Origin of the sequence: Paraburkholderia aromaticivorans (genome assembly GCF_012689525.1) — a bacterium.
Classification (GTDB): domain Bacteria; phylum Pseudomonadota; class Gammaproteobacteria; order Burkholderiales; family Burkholderiaceae; genus Paraburkholderia; species Paraburkholderia aromaticivorans_A.
The window spans coordinates 1,248,708-1,275,006 of record NZ_CP051516.1 but is presented as its reverse complement, the minus strand read 5'-3'; the positions used below and the strand labels follow the sequence as shown (position 1 = coordinate 1,275,006).

21 protein-coding genes and 1 pseudogene are annotated in these 26,299 nt (G+C 64.6%); 11 read left to right on the top strand and 11 right to left on the bottom strand.

Annotated elements, in window-relative coordinates:
* Nucleotides 1-79 precede the first annotated feature (79 nt).
* The 3 genes from ilvC to HF916_RS33640 form a co-directional block, all read right to left on the bottom strand.
* On the bottom strand, nt 80-1,096 hold the full coding sequence (gene ilvC, locus HF916_RS33650; protein WP_074763518.1) for a ketol-acid reductoisomerase: 1,017 nt from the start codon (nt 1,094-1,096) through the stop codon (nt 80-82).
* 120 nt (nt 1,097-1,216) lie between these two features.
* A complete protein-coding gene (ilvN, locus tag HF916_RS33645) occupies nt 1,217-1,708 on the bottom strand; it encodes an acetolactate synthase small subunit (protein WP_075157614.1) in 492 nt (163 codons plus the stop codon).
* 125 nt (nt 1,709-1,833) lie between these two features.
* Nucleotides 1,834-3,597: an acetolactate synthase 3 catalytic subunit gene (locus tag HF916_RS33640; RefSeq protein WP_168793145.1), complete on the bottom strand. Its 1,764-nt coding sequence runs from the start codon at nt 3,595-3,597 to the stop codon at nt 1,834-1,836.
* Nucleotides 3,598-3,948: 351 nt separating this feature from the next.
* Here HF916_RS33640 and HF916_RS33635 point away from each other — a divergent pair, with 351 nt between their 5' ends.
* The 10 genes from HF916_RS33635 to HF916_RS33590 all read left to right on the top strand — a co-directional run bounded on the left by HF916_RS33635 (nt 3,949) and on the right by HF916_RS33590 (nt 11,609).
* A complete protein-coding gene (locus tag HF916_RS33635; protein ID WP_168793144.1) occupies nt 3,949-4,512 on the top strand; it encodes an RNA polymerase sigma factor in 564 nt (187 codons plus the stop codon).
* Entirely contained in the window at nt 4,509-4,937 is a 429-nt protein-coding gene (locus HF916_RS33630; protein WP_168793143.1) for a DUF3619 family protein, read from the top strand. The genes HF916_RS33635 and HF916_RS33630 overlap by 4 nt, the downstream gene beginning before the upstream one ends.
* Before the next feature lie 16 nt (nt 4,938-4,953).
* A complete protein-coding gene (locus HF916_RS33625) occupies nt 4,954-5,712 on the top strand; it encodes a DUF3106 domain-containing protein (protein WP_168793142.1) in 759 nt (252 codons plus the stop codon).
* A 12-nt stretch (nt 5,713-5,724) separates the two neighbouring features.
* Nucleotides 5,725-6,246 carry an RDD family protein gene (locus tag HF916_RS33620; RefSeq protein WP_168793141.1) on the top strand — a complete coding sequence of 174 codons (522 nt, stop codon included), beginning with the start codon at nt 5,725-5,727 and terminating at the stop codon, nt 6,244-6,246.
* A 354-nt stretch (nt 6,247-6,600) separates the two neighbouring features.
* Nucleotides 6,601-7,542, top strand: a complete 942-nt coding sequence (locus HF916_RS33615; protein ID WP_168793140.1) for a UDP-2,3-diacylglucosamine diphosphatase — start codon at nt 6,601-6,603, stop codon at nt 7,540-7,542.
* Nucleotides 7,543-7,578: 36 nt separating this feature from the next.
* On the top strand, nt 7,579-8,610 hold the full coding sequence (locus HF916_RS33610; protein WP_168793139.1) for a glycosyltransferase family 4 protein: 1,032 nt from the start codon (nt 7,579-7,581) through the stop codon (nt 8,608-8,610).
* 20 nt (nt 8,611-8,630) lie between these two features.
* The gene (locus HF916_RS33605; protein WP_168793138.1) at nt 8,631-9,278 is read left to right on the top strand and encodes a diacylglycerol kinase; all 648 of its coding nucleotides are present in this window, start codon (nt 8,631-8,633) and stop codon (nt 9,276-9,278) included.
* Nucleotides 9,279-9,483: 205 nt separating this feature from the next.
* Nucleotides 9,484-10,209, top strand: coding sequence for a TetR/AcrR family transcriptional regulator (locus tag HF916_RS33600; RefSeq protein ID WP_168793137.1), 726 nt, complete (start codon nt 9,484-9,486; stop codon nt 10,207-10,209).
* A gap of 2 nt (nt 10,210-10,211) precedes the next feature.
* Nucleotides 10,212-10,796 (top strand): TIGR00730 family Rossman fold protein, encoded by a 585-nt coding sequence (locus HF916_RS33595; RefSeq protein ID WP_168793136.1) that lies wholly within the window; start codon nt 10,212-10,214, stop codon nt 10,794-10,796.
* A 66-nt stretch (nt 10,797-10,862) separates the two neighbouring features.
* The gene (locus HF916_RS33590; protein WP_168793135.1) at nt 10,863-11,609 is read left to right on the top strand and encodes an SDR family oxidoreductase; all 747 of its coding nucleotides are present in this window, start codon (nt 10,863-10,865) and stop codon (nt 11,607-11,609) included.
* Nucleotides 11,610-11,627: 18 nt separating this feature from the next.
* On the opposite strand, the gene HF916_RS33585 is transcribed toward HF916_RS33590, so the two are convergent.
* The 6 genes from HF916_RS33585 to HF916_RS33560 form a co-directional block, all read right to left on the bottom strand.
* The gene (locus HF916_RS33585; RefSeq protein ID WP_168793134.1) at nt 11,628-12,968 is read right to left on the bottom strand and encodes an aminotransferase class I/II-fold pyridoxal phosphate-dependent enzyme; all 1,341 of its coding nucleotides are present in this window, start codon (nt 12,966-12,968) and stop codon (nt 11,628-11,630) included.
* Nucleotides 12,969-13,002: 34 nt separating this feature from the next.
* The gene (locus tag HF916_RS33580) at nt 13,003-19,347 is read right to left on the bottom strand and encodes a type I polyketide synthase (protein ID WP_168793133.1); all 6,345 of its coding nucleotides are present in this window, start codon (nt 19,345-19,347) and stop codon (nt 13,003-13,005) included.
* Nucleotides 19,348-19,460: 113 nt separating this feature from the next.
* The gene (locus tag HF916_RS33575; RefSeq protein ID WP_168793132.1) at nt 19,461-20,798 is read right to left on the bottom strand and encodes a hypothetical protein; all 1,338 of its coding nucleotides are present in this window, start codon (nt 20,796-20,798) and stop codon (nt 19,461-19,463) included.
* Nucleotides 20,795-21,535, bottom strand: coding sequence for an outer membrane lipoprotein-sorting protein (locus tag HF916_RS33570; protein ID WP_168795740.1), 741 nt, complete (start codon nt 21,533-21,535; stop codon nt 20,795-20,797). The genes HF916_RS33575 and HF916_RS33570 overlap by 4 nt, the downstream gene beginning before the upstream one ends.
* Before the next feature lie 76 nt (nt 21,536-21,611).
* The gene (locus tag HF916_RS33565; protein WP_168793131.1) at nt 21,612-23,018 is read right to left on the bottom strand and encodes an ABC transporter permease; all 1,407 of its coding nucleotides are present in this window, start codon (nt 23,016-23,018) and stop codon (nt 21,612-21,614) included.
* Complete coding sequence (locus tag HF916_RS33560) at nt 23,015-23,737, bottom strand: ABC transporter ATP-binding protein (protein WP_431311453.1); 723 nt, start codon at nt 23,735-23,737, stop codon at nt 23,015-23,017. Before HF916_RS33560 ends, HF916_RS33565 begins: the two co-directional genes overlap by 4 nt.
* A 548-nt stretch (nt 23,738-24,285) precedes the next feature.
* Between HF916_RS33560 and HF916_RS33555 the strand changes: the two are divergent.
* Nucleotides 24,286-25,236: pseudogene (locus tag HF916_RS33555) on the top strand (glycosyl transferase); the annotation flags it as partial.
* Between the two features lie 16 nt (nt 25,237-25,252).
* Here the strand turns inward: HF916_RS33555 and HF916_RS33550 are convergent.
* Nucleotides 25,253-25,888: a DUF924 family protein gene (locus tag HF916_RS33550; RefSeq protein ID WP_168793130.1), complete on the bottom strand. Its 636-nt coding sequence runs from the start codon at nt 25,886-25,888 to the stop codon at nt 25,253-25,255.
* Nucleotides 25,881-26,294 carry a group II truncated hemoglobin gene (locus HF916_RS33545; protein ID WP_168793129.1) on the bottom strand — a complete coding sequence of 138 codons (414 nt, stop codon included), beginning with the start codon at nt 26,292-26,294 and terminating at the stop codon, nt 25,881-25,883. The genes HF916_RS33550 and HF916_RS33545 overlap by 8 nt, the downstream gene beginning before the upstream one ends.
* Nucleotides 26,295-26,299: the final 5 nt, after the last annotated feature.

The window sequence follows — 26,299 nt, the reverse complement described above, 5'->3', positions numbered from 1 at the left end:
GTTCAGCACCCTTGGGCGGCTTTTTGATCTGTCCGGCTGTTACGGCATAGCGCCGCACCGGACATCAGCCAAAACCAGCTTAGTTCTTCGACTGGTCGACCAACTTGTTCGCAGCGATCCACGGCATCATCGAACGCAGCTTTGCACCGACCGTTTCGATCTGGTGTTCAGCCGTCAGACGGCGGCGCGATTGCAGCGTCGGTGCGCCAGCCTTGTTTTCGATGATGAAGCTCTTCGCGTACTCGCCCGTCTGAATGTCGGTCAGCACAGCCTTCATCGCCTTCTTCGTTTCAGCCGTCACGATACGCGGACCCGTCACGTACTCGCCGTATTCGGCGTTGTTCGAGATCGAGTAGTTCATGTTGGCGATGCCGCCTTCATAGATCAGGTCGACGATCAGCTTCAGTTCGTGCAGGCATTCGAAGTACGCCATTTCCGGCGCGTAGCCCGCTTCCACCAGCGTTTCGAAGCCGGCCTTGATCAGGTCGACCGTACCGCCGCACAGCACGGCTTGTTCGCCGAACAGGTCGGTTTCCGTTTCTTCGCGGAAGTTCGTTTCGATGATGCCGGCACGGCCGCCGCCGTTCGCCGCAGCGTACGACAAAGCGATGTCACGTGCCGCGCCCGACTTGTCTTGCGCGACGGCGATCAGGTGCGGCACGCCGCCACCTTGCGAGTAGGTGCCGCGAACCGTGTGGCCCGGCGCCTTCGGCGCGATCATGATGACGTCGAGGTCGGCACGCGGAATCACCTGACCGTAGTGCACGTTGAAGCCGTGCGCGAAGGCGAGCGCCGCGCCTTGCTTGGCGTTGGCGTGCACTTCTTTCGCATAGACTTCGGCGATCTGCTCGTCCGGCAGCAGCATCATGACCACATCTGCGCCCTTGACGGCTTCCGCCACTTCCTTGACTTGCAGGCCGGCGTTCTCAGCCTTGCTCCACGATGCGCCGCCCTTGCGCAGACCGACCGTGATGTTCACGCCGCTTTCCTTCAGGTTCAGCGCGTGCGCATGGCCTTGCGAGCCATAGCCGATGATGGTGACTTGCTTGCCCTTGATGAGGGAGAGGTCAGCGTCCTTGTCGTAGAAAACTTTCATGTCGGTTCCTTGGCTAAATTCGATGATTCAGTGAAATTCAAATACTGCAAATAGTGTGTTGCGTGGCCGGTTCTTAAAGGCACTGCCGGCCTGGATCGAGACGGCATGAACGCTTGCGCGTCACACCTTCAGAATGCGCTCGCCGCGACCGATCCCCGAGCCGCCCGTGCGGACCGTTTCGAGAATCGCGGTAGCGTCGATCCCTTCGATGAAGGCATCGAGCTTGTCGCTCGCGCCCGTCAGTTCGATCGTGTAGGTCTTTTCGGTGACGTCGATGATGCGGCCGCGGAAAATATCCGACATCCGTTTCATCTCCTCACGTTCCTTGCCGACCGCCCTCACCTTGATCAACATCAGCTCGCGCTCGATGTGGGCGCCCTCGGTAAGGTCGACCACTTTCACCACCTCGATCAGGCGGTTCAGATGCTTCGTGATCTGTTCGATCACGTCGTCCGAGCCAATGGAGACGATGGTCATGCGCGACAGCGAACGGTCTTCGGTCGGAGCCACCGTCAAGGTTTCAATGTTGTAGCCGCGTGCCGAGAAGAGACCAACCACGCGTGATAACGCGCCCGGTTCGTTTTCCAGCAGGACGGAAATGATGTGTCTCATGTTTCGCTTCTTCCAGATGTTTTTGTCGATGTCCGCGAACGGCTTCGCGCCGCTTCGTCCGCCCTCGCCTTTCATGAAGGCGCGCATGACGAAGCTAACGCTGCGTTTACCCACACGCGCCGTCGTTATAGATCTTCCGAACCCATGAGCATCTCGGTGATGCCCTTGCCGGCCTGAACCATCGGCCAGACGTTTTCGGTCGGATCGGTCTGGAAATCGAGAAACACCGTGCGATCTTTCAGGCGCAGCGCTTCCTTGAGCGCCGGCTCGACATCGGCCGTGCGTTCGATCCGCATGCCGACGTGGCCGTACGCTTCGGCGAGCTTCACGAAATCCGGCAGCGCATCCATGTACGAATGCGAATAGCGCTTGCTGTATTCGATCTGCTGCCACTGGCGCACCATGCCCAGATAGCGGTTGTTCAGCGAAATGATCTTGATGGGCGTCTCGTACTGCTTGCAGGTCGACAACTCCTGGATACACATCTGGATCGAGCCTTCGCCCGTGATACAGAGCACGTCGTCGTCCGGGTGCGCCATCTTCACGCCCATCGCCGCCGGCAGGCCGAAGCCCATCGTGCCGAGACCCCCGGAGTTGATCCAGCGGCGCGGCTTGTTGAAGCGATAGAACTGCGCCGCCCACATCTGGTGCTGGCCGACGTCGGAACACACAAAGGCATTGCCGTCGGTCAGTTCCCACGCCTTTTCCACCACGTACTGCGGCTTGATGATGTCGCTCTTGCGGTCGAACTTCAGGCAGTCTTTCGCGCGCCAGGCTTCGATGTCCTTCCACCAGTCGGCGAGCGCCGCGGTGTCCGGGCCATGTTCGGCCGTTTGCAACTGCTCGATCAATTCCTTCAGCACTTCCTTCACGTCGCCGACGATCGGAATGTCGACCTTGACGCGCTTGGAGATGGAGGACGGATCGATGTCGATATGGATGATCTTGCGCGGACGCGACGAGAAGTGCGCCGGGTCGCCGATCACACGGTCGTCGAAGCGCGCGCCGATCGCGATCAGCACGTCACAGTGCTGCATCGCCATGTTGGCTTCGTACGTGCCGTGCATGCCGAGCATGCCGAGGAATTTCTTGTCGCTCGCGCGGTAGCCGCCCAGACCCATCAACGTGTTGGTGACGGGATAGCCGAGCAGATCGGCGAACTGATTCAGTTCACGCGAGGCGTCCGCGAGAATGATGCCGCCGCCGGTGTAGATATAAGGACGCTTGGCCGACAGCAACAAGGCCACGGCCTTGCGAATCTGGCCGGAGTGACCTTTCGTGACCGGGTTGTACGAGCGCAGCGACACGCTCTTGAGCGGCTCGTATTGGCAAGGCGTTTTCGACACGTCTTTCGGAATGTCAATCAACACCGGGCCGGGACGGCCGGTACGAGCGATAAAAAACGCTTTCTTGACGGTGGCGGCGAGATCGCGCACGTCCTTCACAAGGAAGTTGTGCTTCACGCAAGGACGCGTGATACCGACCGTGTCGCACTCCTGGAACGCATCCTGGCCGATCGCGGCAGTCGGCACCTGGCCGCTGATCACCACCAACGGAATGGAATCCATGTAAGCGGTGGCGATGCCGGTCACCGCATTGGTGACGCCGGGGCCGGAAGTCACGAGGCACACACCGACTTTGCCGGTGGAACGCGCGTAGGCGTCGGCGGCGTGGACCGCGGCCTGCTCGTGGCGCACGAGGATATGCTGGAACTTGTCCTGCTTGTACAGCTCGTCGTAAATGTAGAGTACCGAGCCGCCGGGATAGCCCCACACAAACTCGACGTCTTCGTCGGCCAGTGCCTTCATGAGCACGGTGGCGCCGATAGAGTCAGCTTCGGGATGGGGAGTCGTATCCGACGTGGAGAATTCCGCGCTGGGCATATTCATTAATTCACCTTTCGAAATTTCGGCAAAAATTTGATCGGGTGCTCTCTGCCGGGCTTGTGGCTCGGGTTCAAGCGGCGCGTCCAGTTGACAGGTGAGCTTCTTGGGCCACACCTCAATTGAGACAAGTCACTTATGTTGCGAACCAGCGACGATATCTGCAGACGCCCGCGAGGTCAAGCAAATATTGCCGTGGCGCCATCGCCCGAATCTCAAAATTGACCGACAGCCTGTTATATAGACGCAAGGTGAGCCGCGTTTCGCCCCATCTGCGCGAAAGTTTGTTAACATCCGCGAGCTTTACGACATTTTTCGACCGATTACGCGCACGCTCGCTGCGCCGACCCCCAACGGATGGCATCAGACAAGGAACTCGCCGATTTTTTGGCGGGCGTCGAAAGGCGCGCATTCAAGCAGACGGTCTACGCCGTGCGGGACGACGACGCCTCGCTGGATATCGTGCAGGACGCGATGATCAAGCTCGCCGAAAAATATGGCGACCGTCCGCCCGCCGAACTTCCGCTGCTGTTTCAGCGTATTCTGCAGAATGCGATGCACGACTATTTCCGTCGTGCCAAAGTACGCAATACTTGGGTCAGTCTCTTCTCGTCGCTCGGCAACGCCGACGACGAAGATTTCGACCCCCTCGAAACCTTCGAGGCCCAGCAGGGCTCGGCGGGCTCCGAGAGCAACGAACAGAAGCTCGAACGCGAACAGGTTCTGCAGTTAATCGACGACGAGATCCAAAAGTTACCGGCACGTCAACGGGAGGCGTTTCTCATGCGTTATTGGGAAGATATGGATGTCGCCGAGACTGCCGCCGCGATGGGCTGCTCCGAAGGCAGTGTGAAAACGCACTGCTCGCGGGCCACCCACACGCTGGCGCAAGCGCTCAAGGCCAAAGGAATCACGCTATGAGCTCCCTCGAAACTAAAGAACTCGAGTTCGCCCGCCAGGTGCGCCGCGCGCTCGACGAAAACGCCGCCAGCATTCCGTCCGCCACCGCCGATCGACTCGCCGCGGCGCGTCGTGCCGCGCTCGCCCGCAAGAAGCCCGAAACCGTGAGCGCGCCGGTGTTCGTCCCGGCCTTCGCCGGCGCGGGCATGGCCGGCGGCATGCCGCCGGTCGAACTGCCGCGGCGCCGCCGCTCCCCGCTGCGCCGCTTTGCGCTCGCGTGGCCGCTCGCCGCGCTGGTCATCAGCCTTGTGGGCATTGCCTACTGGGAAGACCAGCAACGCACCGCCGAACTCGCCGATATCGATGCCGCCATGCTAAGCGACGACCTGCCGCTCAATGCCTATCTCGACCACGGTTTCAACGCGTACCTTTCACGCGCCCACTGAGCGGGAGATTCTTCGGGTGAGTTACAAGCGCGGCCTGGCCGTTGTTTTCGGATGCACGATCGCGGCCCTGGTGTCGTTTGCCGCGACTTATCCGCGCTTTTATCCAAATCCGTCGCCCGTCAGCGCGCCTGCCGCGGGCGGGAACGCGACCGCCAAGGTGCCCGCACCGACGCTCGCCGTCGATTTGCCCAGCCTGCCCGGCAGCAACAGCCCGATGGCGTGGTCGCGCCTGACTTCGGCTGAGCATATCGCGCTCGCGCCGTTCGAAGCCCAATGGGACTCCTTCAGCGAAGAACGTAAGCGAAAATGGATCAAGATCGCGTCGCGTTACCCGAAGATGTCGCCTGATGCGCAAAAACGCTTACATGACCGCATGACTGAATGGACCCGTATGACGCCCGATCAGCGGCGCGTCGCACGTGAAAACTATCAGGTATCGAAGGAATTGCCGCGCGAAACCCGTCAGAACGCCTGGAAGGCGTATCAGCAGTTGCCCGAAGAGCAGAAAGAACGGCTCGCCGCCAGCGAGCACAAACGCCGGCCCAGCGTGGTTAGCGCGCCGCCTTCGGGCCGCAATGAAATCAAGGGGATCGACCGCCTCGTCAATGCGCGCGAGCACGGCGCAAGCGGCACGGCAGCTGTAAGCGCCGCGGCTGCGGCGTCATTGCCGAGCCCGGTTGCCACGCCGCCGATTCCCGCCGGCGGCAGCTTCGTGCCCGCTACGCCGCTGCCGGTTTCGCCGGCCGAAGCGCCGTCGATCTTCAACGGTTCCTGAGCCCGGCGCGCCGTGTCCCAGCCGCTCACGACCCCGGCACTGGCCGCCGACACCAACGGCGACGCACCCACCGTCCGGCGGCGCCTCGCGGCGCTGCTCTACGAAGCGCTGATCCTGTTCGGCGTGGTGTTTATCGCCGGCTATCTTTTCAGCACGCTGACGCAGCAACGCAACGGCCTGACCCATCACAACCTGCTGGCGACATGGATCGGCCTCGTGGTCGGCGTGTACTTTGTCTGGTTCTGGACCCACAGCGGCCAGACCTTGCCGATGAAAACCTGGCGCCTGCGCGTGGTCGCCGCCGACGGCGCACCGCTCTCCACCGGCCGCGCAATCGCCCGCTACGTGCTCGCGTGGCTGTGGTTTTTGCCGCCGCTGGCGCTGCATCCACTGCTCGGGCTCAAGCTGCCGCAGACGTTGCTGATCGCCGGCATCTGGTTCGTGCTGTGGGCCGCCACCGGCCGTTTCGATCCGCAGCGCCAATTCCTGCACGACCGCCTCGCCGGCACTCGGGTCGTCAGCGTCTCGCGCTGAGCCGTCTCACGCTGCCCGGCCGGGATTTCGCTTTCCTGTCGGGCCGCTATCACGCCGGGCGCGTCATGCCGAGCGGGGCCGTGCCGGCCGGTTATTTTGCTTTCCTGTTGGGCCGCTACCACACTACGCGCGCCGCGCAGGTCGCGGCCGTGCTGACCTCTCAATCATTCACCCCACGGTCAGCCACCACACCACGCGAGCCCCGCCCGCCAAGACCGTTAGTGTTCTGCCCCCCCTCTCACACCCCGCCGGCTCACTTCCCCCACCCCGCAGTAATAAGAACTTCTCATGACTGTCACGGCACAGTCACGCACACTTGGCCCAATACGGGCACCGCAACTCGACGCGTGAGCCATGGACCCCAAAACGTCCGCGACTTCCCTGTTCCGCCAGACCGGCCCGAGCGTCGACCCTGTCGCGTTCCGCCCGGAACCCAACCACAGTCACGGCTTGCCGTTGCCCGTGGCGCCACTGCCGCTCGACGTCAACGCTGACCAGCACGACGACGATCACGCCGAGCCGCATCGCTACCGCACCATCTGGCTGTCCGACATCCATCTCGGCTCGAGCGGCTGCCAGGCGCCCTATCTGCTCGACTTCCTGCGCCACAACGACTCGGAGTATCTGTACCTCGTCGGCGACATCATCGACGGCTGGCAGTTGAGGAAAGGCTGGTACTGGCCGCAGGCGCACAACGACGTCGTGCAGAAAGTGCTGCGCAAGGCGCGCAAAGGCACCCAGGTGATCTACGTGCCCGGCAATCACGACGAAGCCGCGCGCCAGTTCTGCGACCTCGCGTTCGGCGACATCCACGTGCGCGGCGAGGCGTTTCACACCACGCTCGCCGGCAAGCGTCTGTGGATCGTGCACGGCGATCTGTTCGACGGCGTGATCCAGCACGCCAAGTGGCTCGCCTATCTCGGCGACACGCTCTACACCATGATCCTGATCCTGAACCGCTGGTTCAACCGGATCCGCAGCCGGCTCGGTTTTCCGTACTGGTCGCTGTCGCAGTACCTGAAGCATCAGGTGAAGAACGCGGTGAATTTCATCTCCTCGTTCGAACGCGTGATGACCGACGAAGCGCGCCGCCGCGGCTGCGACGGCGTCGTCTGCGGGCACATCCATAAAGCCGAGATACGCGATATCGACGGCGTCCTGTATTGCAACGACGGCGACTGGGTCGAAAGCCTGTCGGCGCTCGTCGAGACGTACGAAGGCGAACTCAAGGTGATCTACTGGACCGTGATGCGCTCCCCGGAAGTGGGCGTGCAAAAGGCCCGGGCGACCGCGTAGTCCCTGCTTGTTAACTTCTCTATTGGGCCGAAACCGATGAAGATCATGATCGTCACCGACGCATGGGAACCGCAGGTCAATGGCGTCGTGCGCACGCTGAAAAACACCACGCGCGAACTCAGCGCACTCGGCCATCACGTCGATCTGCTGACGCCGCTCGAATTCAAGACGATCCCTTGCCCGACTTATCCGGAGATCCGCCTCTCGCTGCTGCCGCGCCGCAAACTGCGCGAGCGTATCGACGCCTTCTCGCCCGACGCATTGCACATCGCCACCGAAGGCCCGCTCGGCATGGCCGCGCGGGCCTACGCAATCCAGCACAAGCTGCCGTTCACGACCGCTTATCACACGCGTTTTCCGGAGTACGTGCAGGCGCGTTTCGGCATTCCGATCGCCGCGACCTACAAGTTTCTGCACTGGTTTCACAAGCCGTCGCTGGCTGTGATGGCGCCCACGCCGGTCGTCAAGAGCGACCTCGAAAAATTCGGCTTCACCAACGTCGTGCTGTGGACGCGCGGCGTCGACCTGGACATCTTTCACCAGATGGACTCGAAGGTGCTTAATAGCGCACGGCCGATCTTTCTGTACGTGGGACGTGTGGCGGTCGAGAAAAACGTCGAGGCGTTTCTGAAGCTCGATCTGCCCGGTTCGAAGTGGGTCGCCGGTGAAGGTCCGGCACTCGCCGAACTGAAGTCGCGCTATCCGCAAGCGAATTACCTGGGCGTGCTGACGCAGGCCGAGCTGGCGAAGGTGTATGCGGCGGCGGATGTTTTCGTATTCCCGAGCCGCACCGACACATTCGGGCTCGTATTGCTCGAAGCGCTCGCCTGCGGCACGCCGGTCGCGGCGTATCCCGTCACCGGTCCGATCGATGTGCTCGGCGACGGCCGCGCGGGCGCGATGCACGAGGACTTGCGCGAAGCCTGCCTCGAAGCCTTGAAGATCGATCGCAACCACGCGCGCGCGTGGGCCGAACGCTTCTCCTGGGCGGCAGCCTCCGAGCAATTCGCCGCGCATCTGAAGCCGCTGCCGCGCACCTCGTATCGCGAGGAAAGCGCCGCCGCGTGACGCGGCGTGCCGAGCCGTCCATGCGAACCAGACCATCCACCGTGGGGCGCGCGCCGAACGGCGCGCTGCGTGCCGTCGATGCCGACAGCGACAACGACACCGCGAGCATCGAACCGTTCGACGACGTGAGCGAGCCAGGCATGCCGAATCATGCAGATCACGCGCATGGTTTGAACGGCGCGAACGTTGCGAACGGCACGCAACAGAACGGCACGCAACACGACACGCCGCATGAACCGCTCAGTCCCGACGACCCGCTCGCGCCGTTGCCTTTCAATCCCTACAAGGGCAATCGCGGCCTCACGCGGGCCTGGCACGCGATGAAGAATTCGCTTGCCGGATTTCGCGTCGCGATTCGCGAGGAAAGCGCGTTTCGCCAGGAACTCACGCTCGCCGCGATCCTGATTCCCTGCGGCGTGCTGGTACCGGTCGAGCCGGTGTCGCGCGTGTTGCTGCTCGGCTCCGTGCTGCTCGTGTTGATCGTCGAGTTGCTGAATTCGAGCGTGGAAGCGGCCATCGACCGGATTTCACTCGAACGCCACGAACTCTCGCGCCGCGCGAAGGATCTCGGCAGCGCGGCCGTGATGGTCGCGCTCGGCATGTGCCTGATGACGTGGCTGCTGATCGTCGGGCCGCTCGTCGTGCATTGGGTCAAGGCATGGCTGTAAAGCCGCGCCACAGGCTGTTTTACGCTGTAGAAGCACATTCCAACGACGCGCGAAATCGTCTCCAGGAATGAAAACCCTGACTATCCGCTTGATATAAGAACGCTCGGTTTATAATCGTCCGATACACCAACCGCGTCCGGGTGGATCACGCAAAGAGCGGCACGCCGCCGTGTGCCCCAGCCCGGCGTAACCAGGGCCGGACGACATGGAAGCCAAACCTCCCCGCCGCACGCGCGAACGGATTCTCGAACTGTCGTTGAAGCTGTTCAACGAAATCGGCGAGCCGAACGTCACGACGACGACGATCGCCGAGGAAATGGAAATCAGTCCAGGCAACCTGTACTACCACTTCCGCAACAAAGACGACATCATCAACAGCATCTTCAGCCAGTTCGAGCAGGAGATCGAAAAGCGTCTGCGTTTTCCTGACGACCATCGCGCGACCATCGACGAAATGTGGTCGTATCTGCAGTACATGGTCGATTTCACGTGGCGCTATCGTTTCCTGTATCGTGATCTGAACGATCTGCTGGCGCGCAATCGCACGCTCGAAACGCACTTCAAGCAGATCATCAGCCACAAGGTGCGTTTCGCGAGCCAGTTCTGCGAGCAACTCGTCGCCGACGGCGAAATGGTCGTCACGCCGGAAGAACTGCACGTGATCGCCACCAACGTCGGCGTGATCGGCACGTACTGGCTGTCATATCAGTTCGTGATGAACCCGCGCAAATACAACGAACAGGAAACGATTCGCGCGGAACTGCATCAGGTGAGCGTACAGATCGTGTCGCTGATGGCGCCTTATCTGCGCGGCCGCTCACGGCAGATTTTCGACGACCTCGTGTCGGGCAAGCTGCCCAAGCGCGAGTTTTACGATTACCTGCCGCCCAAGGAAGGCGCCGCGCCCCGCAACGAACCGAAGGACGTTTGAGCATGAAGTCGGTGTGTGTGTATTGCGGCTCTTCCAATGGAGCCAAACCGTTGTATGCGGAAGCGGCGCGCGCCTTCGGCCGCGCGCTGGTGCAAGCCGATCTCGCCCTCGTGTACGGCGGCGGCAAGGTCGGCCTGATGGGCGTGATCGCCGACACGGTGATGGCCGAAGGCGGCCGCGCGATCGGCGTGATTCCGGAACTGCTGGTCAACAAGGAAGTCGGCCACAACGGCCTGACCGAACTGCATGTCGTGCCCGACATGCATCATCGCAAGAAGATGATGGCCGATCTGTCCGACGCGTTCGTCGCGATGCCGGGCGGCGCGGGCACGCTCGAAGAGTTGTTCGAGGTCTACACGTGGGCGCAACTCGGCTACCACCAGAAAGCAGTGGCACTCCTGAATATCGACGGTTTCTATGATCCGTTGATCAACCTGATTCAGCACACGGTCGACGAAGGCTTCATGCGCCAGACTTATTTCGACATCCTGCAGATCGACGCCGATCCTGCCGGCTTGATCGGCAAGCTGCAACGCTACCAGCCGCCCGTCAGCGACAAGTGGGCGATCAAGCGCGACGCGGTCTGAGCCGGGCTCCGCTCCGACCGTGTTGCCGCCCCTCCCCTTTCACGCCGCGACAACGACGAGGTCACGATGTCCAAAGTGGTCCTGATTACCGGTGCTAGCCGCGGCATTGGCCGTGCAACGGCCATACTACTCGCAACGCAAGGCTGGTCGGTGGGCGTAAACTACGCTAGCAACGCCGCAGCGGCGGAAACGACCGCGCGCGAAGTCGAGGCGTCCGGTGGCAAGGCGTGTCTCGTGCAGGCGAACGTCGCAAACGAAGCCGAGGTGAGCGCGATGTTCGACACCGTCGAGCGGATGCTTGGTCCCCTCGAGGCCCTCGTCAACAATGCCGGCGTAGTCGCGCCGTCAGCGCCGCTCGCGGACATGAGCGTCGAGCGCATGCGCAGCGTGTTCGACGTCAACGTGCTCGGCGCGTTTCTGTGCGCGCGCGAAGCGGCGCGCCGCATGTCGACGGATCGCGGCGGCAAGGGCGGCGCGATCGTCAATGTATCGTCCGCGGCCGCACGGCTTGGCTCGCCAAACGAATACATCGACTACGCCGCATCGAAAGGCGCGATCGACACCATGACGATCGGCCTTGCGAAAGAACTCGGGCCTCGTGGGGTACGCGTGAACGCGGTGCGCCCGGGGCTGATCGAAACCGAAATCCACGCCAGCGGCGGCCAACCGGGCCGCGCCGCGCGCCTCGGTGCAACGGCACCGCTCGGACGCGCGGGCCACGCCGACGAGATCGCCGCAGCGATCGTCTGGCTGCTGTCGGATGCCGCTTCGTACACGACCGGCGCGCTGCTCGATGTAACCGGCGGCCGTTAACGCGGTGCTATTCCGCTCTCAGATCAATCCCTTCGGCGCCGGCGCGCTCGCCTTCAACTGCACGAGCAACGCAACCGTCCGGTCGATCTGTTCACGAGTGTGCGCCGTGCTGAGAAAGAAGCGCAGCCTCGCGCCGTCGCGCGGCACGACCGGGAAGATCATCGGGAACGCGAACACGCCGGCATCGAACAGCCGCGCACTCATCCACATCGCCGTTTCGGAATCGGGTTGCATGATCGGCACCACCGCCGAACCGTGGCTCGGCCCGATGTCGAGTCCCGCGGCAACCGCCTGCTCGCGTAGGTAATCGGCATTCGCGACGACCCGCCGCGCGCGTTCCGGCTCGGCGCGCATGATGCGCAACGCGGCAAGCGCCGCCGCCGCGTTGGCAGGATTGGGCGCGGCGATATACAGGCCGATGCCCGACGCGTAGTGCTTGAGCATCGTCACGAGCGCCCGGCTGCCCGCCACATACCCGCCGATCGTCGAAAACGACTTCGACAGCGTGGAAAAATGAATGTCGATGTCCGCGCCGTCGATGCCGAAGTAATCGACGACCCCGAGCCCGCGCGGCCCGATCACGCCCATCGAGTGGGCCTCGTCGACCATTAGCAGCGCGCGATACCGCCGCTTGATCTCGATCATGCGCGGCACGTCTGGAATGTCGCCGTCCATGCCGAACACGCCCTCGGTGAGAATCAGCACGCGCTCATACTGCTTGCGATGCTCGGCGAGCAACTGCTCGAGTGCGTCGTAATCGTTGTGGGGGAACGCGAAGCGCCGTGCCCCACCGATTCTCGCACCGATCAGCATGCTGTTGTGCACCAGCTCGTCGTAAAGGATCAGGTCCTGCTTGCGCGCGAGGAAGCCGATCGCCCCCGCGTTGACGCCCCAGCCGCTCACGCCCATCACCGCATCTTCCACGCCAAGCGTCTCGGCGAGTTCGCGCTCGAACGCGCCGAACAGCGGCACCTCGCCGCGAATGATGCGGCCCGCGCCCGCCGACGTACCGTACACGTCGATGGCCCGCTTCGCTGCCTCGCACACGCGCACGTCGTCAGACAGGTCGAGATAGTTATACGACGAAAAATTCAGCACTCGCCGCCCGTCGATCTCCACCTCCGCGCTCGCCACGCCTGCATGCTCCCGGTACATGTTCCACTGGAAACCCTGGTTCTCGTAGTACCAGCAGGTGCGCTCGTACTGGCGCATCTCGGGAAAGTGCGCAAAATCGTAGTGCTCCGGGGCCACCCGCACCGCGGAGGCGCGAGCGCGCGGCTCACTTGCGACGCCGGGCACGGTGCCCTGCCTGAGCAGGCGCGAACGCAAGCGCTCGACGTGTGATTCGATGGTCGTCATTCTTTCTCCTTGAAAAATCGTGTCATCGGGACGATCAGATCGCAGCCTGGTGGCGCGCCTCGCGCGCGCTGTCGTCGCGCCAGCCATAGGCCGCCAGTGTCTTGTCGGCGATCGTGCGCACCGTCAGATCGTCGAGAATTTCCAGCACCGACACTGCAATGCCGAGATCGCGATCGAGCAGCACCTGGAGTTCGGTCGCCATCAACGAATCGACGCCGAGTTCGGCGATTGGCCGATCGATCGCGATGCTCTCCGGCGCGGTCTCCAACTGCGCGGCGAGCAGCGCGGCCACCAACCCCGCCAGCACCGGCAGCCGCTCCTTCGGCGCGAGTGCCTCGAGCTCGGCGCGCAGCACGTCATGCGCCCCGGCATCCTGCTGCGTGTCGCCGGCAATCAATGCCGCGTAGCGCGGCGACTGCGCGCCGAGCGTCTCGTAGCGGCCCCAGTCGGCCCAGTTCGTGAGCAGCGTAATGCCGAGTTGTGTGACGCCGCGTTGGAGCGCGCGCGCCAGCCAGCCAAGCGCCTCTTCCGAGCGCATGCCGCGCAGTCCGATGTAACGCATGAACTGCGCAAGCTTCTCGTCGCGCTGGATCACGCCAACGTCCGCGATCGCCCCCCAGTTGATACTGGTGGCCGGCAGACCGAGAGCGCGCCGCTTCCACGCGAGGCCGTCGAGATAACCGTTCGCGCTCGCATACGCAGCTTGCCGGCTATTGCCGCTGAGATTGGCCACGGACGAGAACAGTACAAAATGCTCGAGCGGCAGTTCGCGCGTATGTTCGTGCAGCAGCCGCGCGCTCTCGGCCTTGGCGCGCATCGTCGCGATGAGCGTGGCCGGCGTCATGTCGACGACCGGTTCGTCGAGGATGCTCGCCGCTGCGTGGAACACCCCGCGCAACGGCCGCCCGCTACGAGTAACAACGCCAAACAGGGCGCGCATCTCCGCCGCATCGGACACGTCGCAGACCACGCATTCCACGTCGATGCCCCGTGCCTTCAGTCCATCGACGAAAGCGCGCCGCGCGGGTGTATCGGCGGCACTGCGCGAGGCGAGCACCAGATGGCGCGCGCCGCTTGCGGCCAGCCATTCCACGGTCTGTTGCCCGAAGCCGCCGAGCGCACCGGTCACGAGGTAGAGCGCTTCGCCATCGAATGCGGGGGTTTCGAGCACCTGTGCGGGCAAGACCGTGCAGGTTGCGCCGTCCGCGCGCCCCGTGTCGAAGCGCACGATCAGCGAGCCGTCGCCCTCGGGCAACGTGAGCTTGCGTGCGGTCAGGTCAGCGAGCGTCAGCGCCAGGCAGTCGGCCGCGGCAAGCGCTCCGCTGCCTGCGTGCGAGGCGGCGCGCGCCAGCGCGGCGGCGAACGGCTGGGCACGTTGGGTCAGCACACGCAAGTCCGCCCGCGTGACCGACGACGCCGTACCCGGCAGTGGCACCAGACCTGCTTCCTGCGCGGTATCGACCAACGCGCCGCCCACGGCCAGCATGCGCCAGCCGAACTGGGCGGCCCACCGGTCGAGCGGCGCCGCGATCAGATCAAAACCGCGCCCGAGCGTCGCGTTCGCGCACGCCGCCTCGATCGCCAGTGGTGTCGCCAGGGTCACGTTCGGCGACATCTCCCGGCGACCGGCCGGCGCGACTAGCGTGACCTGCACGCCGCGCAGACGCAGCTCGATCGCCACGGCAAGACCGAGCGGATCAGCCATCACCAGCGCGCTGGATCGCGCGAGCGGGTCGGCCCGCTCGACCAGACAGTGTGCGAGCGCGGCGCGCGCACCCGCCACCAATAACGCGCGCGCGTCGATGCTGTCGTCAAGCGAAGTCAGATGGAACGTGGCGCGGGGTCCGCGCACGTGCGTGGCGAACGTGCCAGGCGCAAAACCGTAAACGCGCTGTCCCGCATGCAGATCGCTGACGCCTTCGCCAATGGCGCTCACCGTCGCGACCACTTCGACGAACGGCACATCGAGCGTATCGCCTTGTGAAGCGCGCAGCGCCTGATTCGTCAGCGCCACTGCTTCGACCTTCAGCTCAATGGCTCCGGCGCACAATGGTGGGCGCGCGGTTTCGATCAGCCTGACCGTCGTGTCTTCCGGATCGCGCTCGCCCGCCGCGCGCACGCGCAGCGCCCGGCCACTGGACAACGAGACCTTGGCTTCGAGAGGCAGCGTCAACGCCGGGTCGTGCGCGAGCCGGCTGAAAAACCGCGCGCCGCCGCGCAACGCGACTTCGTCTTCTCGCGCGTCGGTGAGCAGTTCGCGCGACGCGGCGTCAACGTCGTCGCGCGTCGGCAGATGCGGCAGGTCGATGCTGCTAAAGCGCATGCCTTCAATTTCGTTGAACGCGACGCGCGCAAAACCGTTGAGCGCTCTTTGCGCCGGCTCGACCGGGCCGTCTTCTGGGACGATCGCAAAGGCACCCCGCGTGACGAGGTAGGCGCGCGCACGCGCAGTCGCGGGCGCCGCCGCGAGTGCGCGCGTCACGGCCTGCATGAGCAGCAATGCGCCGGTTGCCGTGGGGTCGTCACTCGCCGCGCCGGCGTTCAACCCATGCAGGAACGCGGCGCCCGCGAGCGGACCGGACGCGCCAAGCAACGTCTCGAGCCTGGCGCGTGCATCGGCATGCAACGCCGGCTGGCCGTCGCTCAATTGCACGTAGTCCGACGCATCGAGCCGTAGCTTCACCGTCGCGCCGAGCGCTTCGAGCCCGGCGATCACCGGTTCGACAATATCGCAGCCCGCTCCGTCATCGACGACGAGCCATGCACCCGTGCGCAAAGACGCCGCCGCCGCGGGCAACTCTGCCCATTGATACGCGAGCATCTGAAGCTTGACGGCATCGCCCCACTGATCGACGCGCGCGAGCTTCACCGGCGACGCCGTCACGCACATGCCGCGAATCGCCGCGAGCACGCGTCCGGTGTCGTCCATTAGCGTGAGATCGGCTTCGACGCGGCGCGGCGTCGCAGACGTGCGCACCACCTCGCACCAGAAGCGCGGCGGCAGCGGCTCGGCGTCGATCCGCAACTCGCCGAAACCGGTGGGCAGCCACGCGCAGTCGCGTTCGTCGAGCAGGCCGACCAGCATCTGGAAACACGCGTCGAGCGGCGCCGGATGCGCGCGGTAACCGTCTCCCGTCAATCCGTCGTTGCGCACGATCCGGCCGAGCAACCGGCCGCCGCCCGGCGCACGCCGCAGCGTTTCGATCGAGCGGAACGCGGGACCATACTGCAAGCCGATGCGCGCCAGTTCGCGATAGAACGTCTCGACATCCAGCACTTCATTCGAGGCCTGCAGGCTCGCCGCAAGGTCGATGTGCGTCGTTTCGGCAGCGGATAAGGCCGCCAGGCGCGCCGTCAGATGCAGCGTGCCCTCGCCGTTCCTGCCGCCCTCGACGCTGCGGATGGACGCCGTCTGCGTGACGCGTTCGCAAGCGGTCACATAGTCGATCGCGCGTTCGGTGGACAGCACTAGCGGCGCGTGGATGGCCAGATCCGTGATGCGCCAGCCGGGCGCCTGCGGATGCAAGGTGGCGGCGGCTTCCAGCAGCGTCTCGAGGTAGCCGGCGGCCGGCATGATCGGCGTGCCGGAGACGACGTGATCTTTCAGCCACGCCAGATTCTGGTGTTCGAGGTCGTTGACCCATACGTCGTGCGCCGGATACAACTCGCAGCCGAGCAGCGGACGCGTGGTCGGGCTCATGCGTTGCCACGCGGCGCGCTCGGTTTCCGCCCACAGAGGTTCGCGCTGCCACGGGTAATTCGGCAGCGGCGTGAAACGGCCGGCGCCATTGAGCACATGCCAGTCGAGCGTCGCGCCATGCGCGTAGATCTGGGCCACCGCGCGATGCACGCGGGCGCGTTCCGGCTCGTTGCGCCGCAGCGTCTCGACGAGACGGATGTCGGCCGCGTGCGCCTTCGCGCAATCGCGCAACGCCGAGGCCAGCACTGGATGCGGACCGATCTCGACGAAAATCGCGTGACCCTCGTCGAGCAGTGTCTGCACCGCCGCCATGAAAGCCACGGGCTGCCGCACGTTCTGCGGCCAGTAGTCGGCGCCGAACGCGGCACCTTCGACCAGACGTCCGCTGACGGTCGACACCACCGGCACCCGCGGCACACGTGCAACGACCGGCTGCAACGCCGCGTGCAGTTCGTCGAGGATCGGTTGCATCAGATGGCTGTGATACGGCACTTCGACGTTCAGCACGCGGTTGAATATCTCGTGCTGCGAGAGTTCGGCGGCGAGTGCCTCGATAGCTGCGGTGTCGCCCGCCAGGGTGATCGTGCCCGGACCGTTCACGGCGGCGATCTCGACGCGCCCTTCGAAGCGCGCGAGCATCGGCGCGATCGCGTCGGCGCCGATGCCGACGGCGAGCATGCTGCCGGTGCGGGCCGTGCGTGCCTGCAAGCGGCTGCGCTCGTAGGCCACGCGCAGGGCATCGTCGAGACTGAGCGCGCCGCTTACCGCGGCCGCCGCCACTTCGCCGACGCTGTGACCGACGATCGCGCCGGGTTCGACGCCGGCCGCCCGCAGCATCGCGGCGAGCCCCCACTGCACCACGAAGTTCGCGGGCTGCGCATACGCGGTCTCGCTGATGTGCGACGCGGCTTCGGGCTTGAGCATCTCCTCGAGAATCGAGAACCCGGCGATGCGACGGAAACTCGCATCGGCCTGGTCCGCGGCGGCGCGGTAGATCGGGTCGTCGCGGTACAGTTCCTGGCCCATCGCCCACCATTGCGGTCCCATGCCGGTGAACACGAAAACGGGCCGCGGCCGGCCTTGCGCGGACTGCTGGCCGGTCGCCACGCGCTCGTGCTTCTCGCCGGCGGCGAGCGCAGCGAGGCCTTGCACGATCGTCTCGATATCGGTGCCGAGCACGACCGCCCGGTGGCTCAGATGGGCGCGGTGCAGCGCGGTGGAATGCAGCACGTCGGTCAGTGTTTCGGGTTGGACGGCAAGCGTGCGCGCGTAGCGCCCCGCGAGTTCCCGCAGCGCGTCAGGATGACGCGCCGAGAGCGGCAGCATCAGCGGGAATCCCGCGGGACGCGCGACGCCGGCGCGCGCGTTCGCGCGCACGTCCACGGCCGGCGCGGAACGCAGTACCGCGTGGGCATTGGTGCCGCCGTAGCCGAACGAGTTGACGGCGACCAGCAGCGGCTCGTCGTCAGCCGCGAGCCGGAGCGGCGTGTTCGCGAGCCGCACCCCGAGCGCCTCGAAATCGATGCCAGGATGCGGCGCTTGCAGGTTGCCGAGTTCGAACGCTTCGCGATGCATCAGTGTGAGCACCGCCTTGATGATCCCCACGATGCCCGCGCCCGCTTCCAGGTGGCCGATGTTGCTCTTGATCGAGCCGAGCACGACGCGCTCGTCGCCGGTGCGGCCCGCACCGTACACGGAGCCGATCGATTCGGCTTCGATCGGATCGCCGACCGCCGTACCGGTGCCATGGCATTCGACGTAGCGTACCGCGCCTGGATCGATGGAAAAACGCTCGCAGATATCGCGGATCAACTGACTCTGCGCGGCGACGCTCGGCATCGAGATGCCGGGCGTGCGGCCGTCCGAATTGACGCCCGTACCGGCCACGGTGGCAAGGATCGTGTCACCGTCCGCAAGCGCACGTTCGAGCGTTTTCAGCACCACGACGCCGCCGCCCTCGCCGCGTCCATAGCCGTCGCCGCGCGCGTCGAACGACTTGCACTGGCCGTCGCGCGACAGAAAATGCCCCTTGCTCATGCCGATCGGGTATTCCGGGCGCGTCATCACGTTCGCGCCGCCGACCACCGCCATCTCGCAGTCACCGTTCCAGATGTCGCGGCACGCATAGCTGAAGGCGACAAGCGAAGACGAGCACGCAGTGTCGATCGAAAGGCTCGGCCCGCGCAGATCGAACGCATGCGAAAGGCGGTTCGACAGCATCGTCATCATCATGCCGGCCGCGGTGTTCGCGTTGTGGCGCGCGCGGTTCGACGGCTGCATCAGCGTGATCATGTGATCGAGCATGAAACCGCCCACGTACACACCGACGTTACGCCCGGCGTGCGCGGTCAGGTCGAGCCCGGCGTTTTCGAACGCCTCCCAGACCAACTCGAGCAGCAGCCGCTGCATCGGGTCGAGGTTTTCAGCCATGCGCGGCGGTAAATCGAAGAACCCGGCATCCATCGCGCGGACGTCCTGGATGAGGAAATTCCCCTTGTCGACATAGGCTTTGCCTTTCGCGTGTTCGTCGGCGGCAAAGTAGCGCGCGGCGTCCCAACGGTCGGCCGGCACCGGGCCGGCTGTCACGATGCGTTGGCGCAACGCGCCGACCAGAGTGTCAAGATCGTCGAGGCCGGCCGGAAGGCGGCACGACATACCAATCACGGCGATATCGCGCATGACTTCAATTCCTTTATGCTGGCACTAGCCAGTAGTTGATTAGGCCCAGCGCGCGCGGCGCGGGCAGACTGGCGGCGCCGGGTTACCCTTGGGTCGACCCGCGGCGGCGCTGTTCATTCGTAGAAGACGCTCACCACCTGGACGCTGCGCGTTTCTGGCTGGGCGCCGTAGCGGTTCCACGACGGTCCGCTTTGCCGCTGCAACTGCAATGCGACGTCGAAGCGGTCGTAGCGGCGGCGCAATTCGATCCACTGCTGCTGCCCACCGCCCTGATCGAACTGCGCGAACGCGTTCAGATCGAGCCGGCGGATGCCGACGTCGCGCCAACGCGCCATCACGAAACCGCCGTAACGTGTCGGCAGATCCTGCGAAGCGACGCCGGTCGAGAGCGCATTGGCCCAGCCCCTGACGTCGGTCTGCTGCGAGGTGCGCCATTGCGCCGGCGTCGCCCCGGCCGCGTTGCCTTGCAGTTCCGCGGTCAGCGACAGGTCCGTCGGTAGCGTCCACGTCGCGCCGACCGCGTAACTGGTGCGAAACGCCGTGTCGTTCACATCGTTCGCGCGCCCGATCAGCGAGGGGCGTCGCCCGCCGGTCCATTCCGCATAGGCCACCAGAGGATCCGCCGGCGACACGCTTAGATTCAGGCCCACCTGGGGCGAGCCGTGTTCTTCGCCGTAAAGCAGCAGCTGCGGCTGCACCGACGCGCTCACCTTCTGGCTACCGACGAACAGCCAGCGATTGACTCCGTTCGTGCGTTGCAGCTTCGATGTCGCGCTTGCACTGCCCGGCTCGCGCTGGCTCGTGAGGCGCGGCGAAAACATCAGTTGCGCGGAGCCGCTGTCCCACACCTGCTGCGCGCGCACCGCGACCGTGCCGAGCCGGTTCACGCGACGGCTTTCCGGATCCGGCGACAGATCCGGGTTGACCGCGCCGGCCCTGAAATAATCGGTCGGGTTGTAGCCGACCGCGGCGCCGACGCGTTCGTTGACGGCGCCCAGGTCGAAGCCCAGCACCGGCGTCACATTCCATGCCGCATAGGCCTCGCGTAGCGTGGTCTCGCCATACGCTGCCGGTGCAGACGCCGACAACGGATCGAAACGGTCGTAGCGCGCCGACAAGTTCAGATTCACGTCCGGCACGACGGTCTTGTGCAGCTGAAAATCGAGCGCAAGCTGGTTTTCCAGCGACGACTCCGCGTGGCGATACGCGCTCGCGCGCACCGCCTCCTCGATGCTCGCGCGCCAGGAGTGTGGCTCGGCCTTCAGCGTGCCGTCTGCCGGCTGCGACGTGTCGGCGAGGTTAAGCGCGGCCGCGACGTCACCGTCCACCGCGGCGGGAAAGGGCGGCACGATATCGCTCCCGGCAGCCATAGCTTGCGCGAACTGCGACGTGCAAGAGCCGATCGCGAGCAGCGCGGCCGAGTGCAGTACGCGCGAACGAATCAACTTCATTGCGGCTTGAAGCGCGGCAGGTAATCGCGCTGCAACCACGCATCCGGAATCTCGCGCCACGCGTAATTCGAGTAGCGCATCACGGTGATCCAGTTGGTGTCGATGCCGTCGATGATCACGATCTCGGTCGGACGCACGACGCCCAGTTGCAGAGCGTACGCGCGGTAGATCGACGTCTTCAGCAGGCGCCCGCTTTCAGCGTAGAACTTCGCCTTGACCGGCCGCCCGTTAGCCGCATCGAGCCACAGTTCGATGCGCGAGTACTGCAAGCCCGCGCGCTTGCCGGTCAGCGACAGCAGGTTCGCGCGGCGCATCTGCCGGTCGCCGTCCAACACGTCCTCGATGCCGCTCAGGGCCGCCGTATAGTCGTACGCGAAATTGGTCGTGACGACATCGCCGTTCGACTCCTGGCCGAGCAGCCGCTGCTCCGGCGAGATGCGGATGCTGCCGCTGCTTGCCGGATCGTAGAACCACAGGTCGTTACCGTTCTTCAGCATCAACTTGCCGAGGTCGCGCGCGGGCGCCTCGAAGCGCACCAACGTGCGGTACGAACCGCCGTTTTCGTCCGGCTTCGAGTAGATCGACAGCACATTCGCATCGACCTGTTTGCCGTTGCGATATTCAGTCAACGAAGCGGTCAATGTGTAGGAGCGGGCCGGCGTGCGGATCACGTCGCTCGCCGCAAGCAACCGCTGTGCATCGGGCTGCGTCTGCGCGAAAACGGGTGGCGCGAACATCTGAAAGAACAGCGGGAAAAATACAGCGATAACAGCCAAACGACGCACGGGTCGCCTCCGGTCGAAAGAAAAGGAATTACACATGGCGCAAAGCCTCGACGATCGAAAGACGCGCCGCGCGGCGCGCCGGCCACCATGCCGACACCGTCGCGACCGCGGCGAGCGCGAAGAACGTAAAGCCGATAGCGCGCCACTCGCCCCAGACGCGCACGGTCAGCGGGACGGCTTCCACGCGCGCCGGCGGTGTCCACGTCAGACCCAGCCGGTTGATGACGGCCGCCGCCACCAGTGCGATAACCACGCCGATCGCGGTGCCGGTGAGGCCGAGCAGCAGCCCTTCACAAACGAACAATGCCTGGATGTCGGCACGCCGGTTGCCCATTGCGCGCAAGGTGCCGATCTCGACCGTGCGCTCGACGATCACCGTGCTCATCGCACTGCTGATCACGAACAGCACGATCGCGCCGATCAACGCGAACATGAAACCGAAGATGACCGCGAACATCGAGTTGGTCTGGCCGTAGAAGGGGTTCAGCGTGGCGAAGTCGAGCACGTCCATCGGCTGGTCGGCGAAACGTTCGGCGAGCAGCGTCTCGATGCGCCGCTGCGCGGCCGCGAGGTCGGCGGTGTGGTGCAACTGCACCTCGAGCGCGGTCACGCGCGGTTCGTCGCCGCCGTAGATGAGGCGCTGCGCGCCGCGCAGATGCAGCGCGAGATAGATGTCGTCGAGTTCCTTCACGCCCTGGCGCTGTGCCTTCACCACCGTGAAGTCGCCGACGTTCGGAATGCCGTGCGTGCTGGTTGCCAACACATCGATGCGCGCGAGCTTGCTCAAGGACGGCCGGCCCGCCGCTTCGTTGGCGGCGAGCGCGAGCACGTCGGCGGGCGCGTCGCCAATCTCGCGCGTCTTGCGCTCGTCGAGCACCGCCTGCGGCATTGCGCAATCGGGCACGTGCAGCGGGCCGCACAGTTGCAGCACGCGCGCGAGGCCCTCGCCGACCACTGCCGCGTTGTCCGCGCTCCCCTCGAGTGCGGAGGTCTTGATCTGATCCGGCAGCGCGTAATCGTTCCACGACATCATGCGCGTCTGATCGACCGGCACCGTGCCGGACGCATAGACCGTGCGCGACATGCCCGCATCGAAATTGCCGGCGATACCGCCGAGTTGCAACGTCGGCGTAATGATCCGAATCATCGGCTGAAGCACGGGATCGTCACGCAACGCTGCGGCGACGCGCTCGTAATCGCGGATGCCATACACGGTCGGATTGCCCATGCCATAGGAGAAATAGCCGCGCCGCTGCACTTGCAGGTGGCCGCTGTCGCGAACGAAGTCGGTCTGCATGCCGAGCGTGATATCGCGCGTATAGCCGCCGAAGAGCAGGATCGCGCATACGCCGACGATGATCGACAGCAGCGTGGCAAGCGAACGGCGACGGTTGCGCTGGAGGTTGCGCAGCGCGAGGGTGAGCGTGTGTTTCATGCGGCGACTCCCCGCATGACGTGTTGCCCGACGATGCGACCGTCGCGCATCTCGACGATTGCGTCGGCGGCCGCGCGCAGTTGCGGATCGTGCGACGACACGAGGAACGACACGTGACGCTGCCACTGCATGCTGCGCATCAATTCGATGATCGACTCGCCGGTGCTGCTGTCGAGGTTGGCGGTGGGCTCGTCGGCGAGCACCAGCGCGGGATCGGCGGCGAGCGCGCGGGCGATTGCTACGCGCTGCCGTTCGCCACCGGAAAGCTGTCCCGGGCGATGCCGCGCCTTGGCGGCGAGCCCGACCGCGTCGAGCAGTTCGCCCACCCGCCGCGCCCGCTCACGCGCCGGCTTGCTCGCCATCATCAGCGGATACTCGACGTTCTCGTAAGCCGATAGCACCGGCAGCAGGTTGAAGTTCTGGAACACATAGCCGATGCGGCCGGCGCGGAAATCGGACAATTCGTCGTCGGACAGCGCGCCTGTGTCCAGGCCGTCTATGACGATGCGCCCGCTGTCCGGTCGATCGATGCAGCCGATCATGTTCAGCAGCGTGGTCTTGCCGCTGCCCGAGGGGCCGGTGAGCACCGTTAGCGCGTCGGCGCTCACGCGCAGATTGACATCGGCCAGGCCGACCACCTGCACTGCATCAAGCCTGTAGCTCTTGTAGAGATTTTCGATACTTATGTCTGTCGTCATCGGTTGCGTAATTTGATTCATGCGCCCTGCGGCGAGAAAGCGCACGATACAAATGCACTGAAGATTCCCGAATCAGATTTGTCCGATTTTCCAGACGTGAGCGTCGAATCAGATGTTTCGTCGGACCCGCTAAGACTCATGCGCCTCGCGAACGAATAAAACGCTGTTGCCAATACGTAATATCGCGGATATTCCGGTTTTGTCTGAAGCCGAAACGCGGTTTCGTGAGAAATATCAAAAGGACGAATACAAGGACCACGACGAATGGACACCCCATGCCGAATTCCACCACACGCGCCTTTTCTGTAATCGCCGGCAATAAACCGCGACTACAATCTCCTCGAAGCGCGCACAGCAACGTGCGCCGCATTGCCAGAACATAAGCCGACGGCCGGTGCCGCCGTGAACGGCGATTAGAGATCCTCATGCATAAAAAGCCATCCGCGCCTTGGCGCAGAAGGAACGCCGCGGTCGCGACCGCCGACAACGCGCTGCTTCGCGCCCCTGCCCGTCCTGACCGCTTTGCCGGAGGCGGCGCCGAGAGCCGCACGTTTAGCGAACACGCCGCAAACGTGGGCCGCTTTTTCGGTTTTTCAGTCGCCGAGCTCGGCTCCGAAAACGAGAGCCGTCTGTTCGTGCTGCGCACGGTGCTGAGCGTCGGCTTTCCGGTCGTACCGCTGGCGCTGGCCGCGCTCGCCGGCGGTGCGTGGCAGCGCTGGCGCGATCCGCGTGTGGCCTTGCCGGCGATCTTCGCGGGCACCGGCTTCATCGTGCTGCAAAGCTCGGCGACGGTTCGCGAACTCTACATCCTGCCGTTCATCGCCCCGCTCGCCGTGCTGGCGATGCAAGGCGTCGAGAAGCTGCCGCAGCGTCTGCACGTAAGCTGGGACATGACGAGCCGCGTGCTGTTTGGCAGCGCCGCCGCGCTCGCCTGGATCATCTGGTCGATCATGAGCGGCCCGGCGAACACACATGCGTCACTGCACCGGCTCGGCCGCTGGCTGCCGCTCGATTGGGTGATGCCGGTCAAACCCGGACTGATCGCGGCCGCCTTGCTGTTGACGTTCGGCTGGCTGTGGCTGCTACCGGTGTTCAAATACGCGGGCAAATGGCGCGGCGTGCTGAGCTGGTGCGCGGGCGCGATCGTCGCGTGGGGTTTGGTGAGCACCTTGCTGCTGCCGTGGCTCGACTATGCGAAGAGTTATCGCTCGGTGTTCGAGAGCCTCGGCGCCCGTATGAATATCGAATGGAACGACGGCGATTGCATGGCAAGCACGGGGCTCGGTGAATCCGAAGCGCCGATGCTGTACTACTACACCGGCATCGAACATCAACCGACCATGGATACCGCTTCGACCGAATGCACGTGGCTGATCCAAGAGAGCCGTCACGGGACGGTGCGCCAGCCGTCGGGCGAATGGAGTCTGTTCTGGTCCGGCGCGCGTCCGGGCGACACGGACGAACTGCTGCGCGTATTCGTGCGCACACCGGTTGGCGCGAAAACGGTCGTCGGCAATTAGAAGCGGCGGCACGCGCCTAGAACGATGAACCGGGTGTACGCAGGAAGGCGATTTCTTCAGCCGTCGAGAGACGCCCGAGCGTCGCATTGCGATGCGGAAAGCGCCCGAAACGCTCGATGATTTCCGCGTGCCGCACCGCGGACCGGTGGTACGACTTGCCACCCGGCTCCGCTTCCAGCTGCTTGAAAAGACGCAGCGACTCGCGCTGACCCTCGAGCGTTTCATCGTGCTCGAACGGCAGATACGCGAACGCGCGATGGTGCACGGTGGGCAACTCGCGGTCGGCGCCACTGGCAACCATTTGCCGCGCGACGAGCAATGCCTTCTGATCGGCCGCAAACGCGCGCGCTGTGTCGCGACGACAATTGCGCGAGAACTGATCCAGCACGATGACGAGCGCCAGCGCGCCGAGCGGTGTTTGCGTCCAGCTATCGAGCGCGGATTCACGCGCCGCGTCGATCAGCGCACCGAAGCGTTCGCGCAGCATCGCGTCGAAAGCCGCATTGCGTGAAAACCAGATCTTGCGCTCGGTGTCGTACTCCGGCGCGCCCGGCACGCCGAACCAGCAGTCGAGGACTTCGCGCGCTTCCTGAGGCAAATTAGCGTAGTCCGGCGATGCCGCGCCGGATGCCTGGCCCAACCCGTTAGCCATTCCGGTTACGCATCCAGTCAGCCGTTTCGAAGAACGAGCCGAGCAGGCGTTCTCTGAGCGGCTCGGCGAGGCCAACATCTTCCATCGCCCACGCCATGCATCGGAGCCACTGATCGCGCTCGCTGGACGCGATCGCGAACGGCAGGTGCCGCGCGCGCAAACGCGGATGACCGAAGCGGCTGATGTAGTGATCGGGTCCACCTAACCAGCCGCACAGGAACCAGAAGAACTTGTCGCGCGAACCGTCGAGCGATTCGGGATGCAACGCGCGGATCCCGGCGAAATCCGCCTCGAGGTCCATCAGGTCGTAAAAGCGGTCGACCAGTTCGCGCACACGCGCTTCGCCGCCCACCAGTTCGAAGGCCGTCGGCTGCGCCGCGGACACTTCGTCGTTCAAATCACTCATACCGA

What these genes read in the sequence shown, in the direction of transcription:
- ilvC (WP_074763518.1), bottom strand. Translation starts at nt 1,096, where the DNA reads ATGAAAGTTTTCTACGACAAGGACGCTGACCTCTCCCTCATCAAGGGC.
- ilvN (WP_075157614.1), bottom strand. Translation starts at nt 1,708, where the DNA reads ATGAGACACATCATTTCCGTCCTGCTGGAAAACGAACCGGGCGCGTTA.
- HF916_RS33640 (WP_168793145.1), bottom strand. Translation starts at nt 3,597, where the DNA reads ATGAATATGCCCAGCGCGGAATTCTCCACGTCGGATACGACTCCCCAT.
- HF916_RS33635 (WP_168793144.1), top strand. Translation starts at nt 3,949, where the DNA reads ATGGCATCAGACAAGGAACTCGCCGATTTTTTGGCGGGCGTCGAAAGG.
- HF916_RS33630 (WP_168793143.1), top strand. Translation starts at nt 4,509, where the DNA reads ATGAGCTCCCTCGAAACTAAAGAACTCGAGTTCGCCCGCCAGGTGCGC.
- HF916_RS33615 (WP_168793140.1), top strand. Translation starts at nt 6,601, where the DNA reads ATGGACCCCAAAACGTCCGCGACTTCCCTGTTCCGCCAGACCGGCCCG.
- HF916_RS33610 (WP_168793139.1), top strand. Translation starts at nt 7,579, where the DNA reads ATGAAGATCATGATCGTCACCGACGCATGGGAACCGCAGGTCAATGGC.
- HF916_RS33605 (WP_168793138.1), top strand. Translation starts at nt 8,631, where the DNA reads ATGCGAACCAGACCATCCACCGTGGGGCGCGCGCCGAACGGCGCGCTG.
- HF916_RS33600 (WP_168793137.1), top strand. Translation starts at nt 9,484, where the DNA reads ATGGAAGCCAAACCTCCCCGCCGCACGCGCGAACGGATTCTCGAACTG.
- HF916_RS33595 (WP_168793136.1), top strand. Translation starts at nt 10,212, where the DNA reads ATGAAGTCGGTGTGTGTGTATTGCGGCTCTTCCAATGGAGCCAAACCG.
- HF916_RS33590 (WP_168793135.1), top strand. Translation starts at nt 10,863, where the DNA reads ATGTCCAAAGTGGTCCTGATTACCGGTGCTAGCCGCGGCATTGGCCGT.
- HF916_RS33585 (WP_168793134.1), bottom strand. Translation starts at nt 12,968, where the DNA reads ATGACGACCATCGAATCACACGTCGAGCGCTTGCGTTCGCGCCTGCTC.
- HF916_RS33580 (WP_168793133.1), bottom strand. Translation starts at nt 19,347, where the DNA reads ATGCGCGATATCGCCGTGATTGGTATGTCGTGCCGCCTTCCGGCCGGC.
- HF916_RS33575 (WP_168793132.1), bottom strand. Translation starts at nt 20,798, where the DNA reads ATGAAGTTGATTCGTTCGCGCGTACTGCACTCGGCCGCGCTGCTCGCG.
- HF916_RS33570 (WP_168795740.1), bottom strand. Translation starts at nt 21,535, where the DNA reads ATGTTCGCGCCACCCGTTTTCGCGCAGACGCAGCCCGATGCACAGCGG.
- HF916_RS33565 (WP_168793131.1), bottom strand. Translation starts at nt 23,018, where the DNA reads ATGAAACACACGCTCACCCTCGCGCTGCGCAACCTCCAGCGCAACCGT.
- HF916_RS33560 (WP_431311453.1), bottom strand. Translation starts at nt 23,737, where the DNA reads ATGAATCAAATTACGCAACCGATGACGACAGACATAAGTATCGAAAAT.
- HF916_RS33550 (WP_168793130.1), bottom strand. Translation starts at nt 25,888, where the DNA reads ATGGCTAACGGGTTGGGCCAGGCATCCGGCGCGGCATCGCCGGACTAC.
- HF916_RS33545 (WP_168793129.1), bottom strand. Translation starts at nt 26,294, where the DNA reads ATGAGTGATTTGAACGACGAAGTGTCCGCGGCGCAGCCGACGGCCTTC.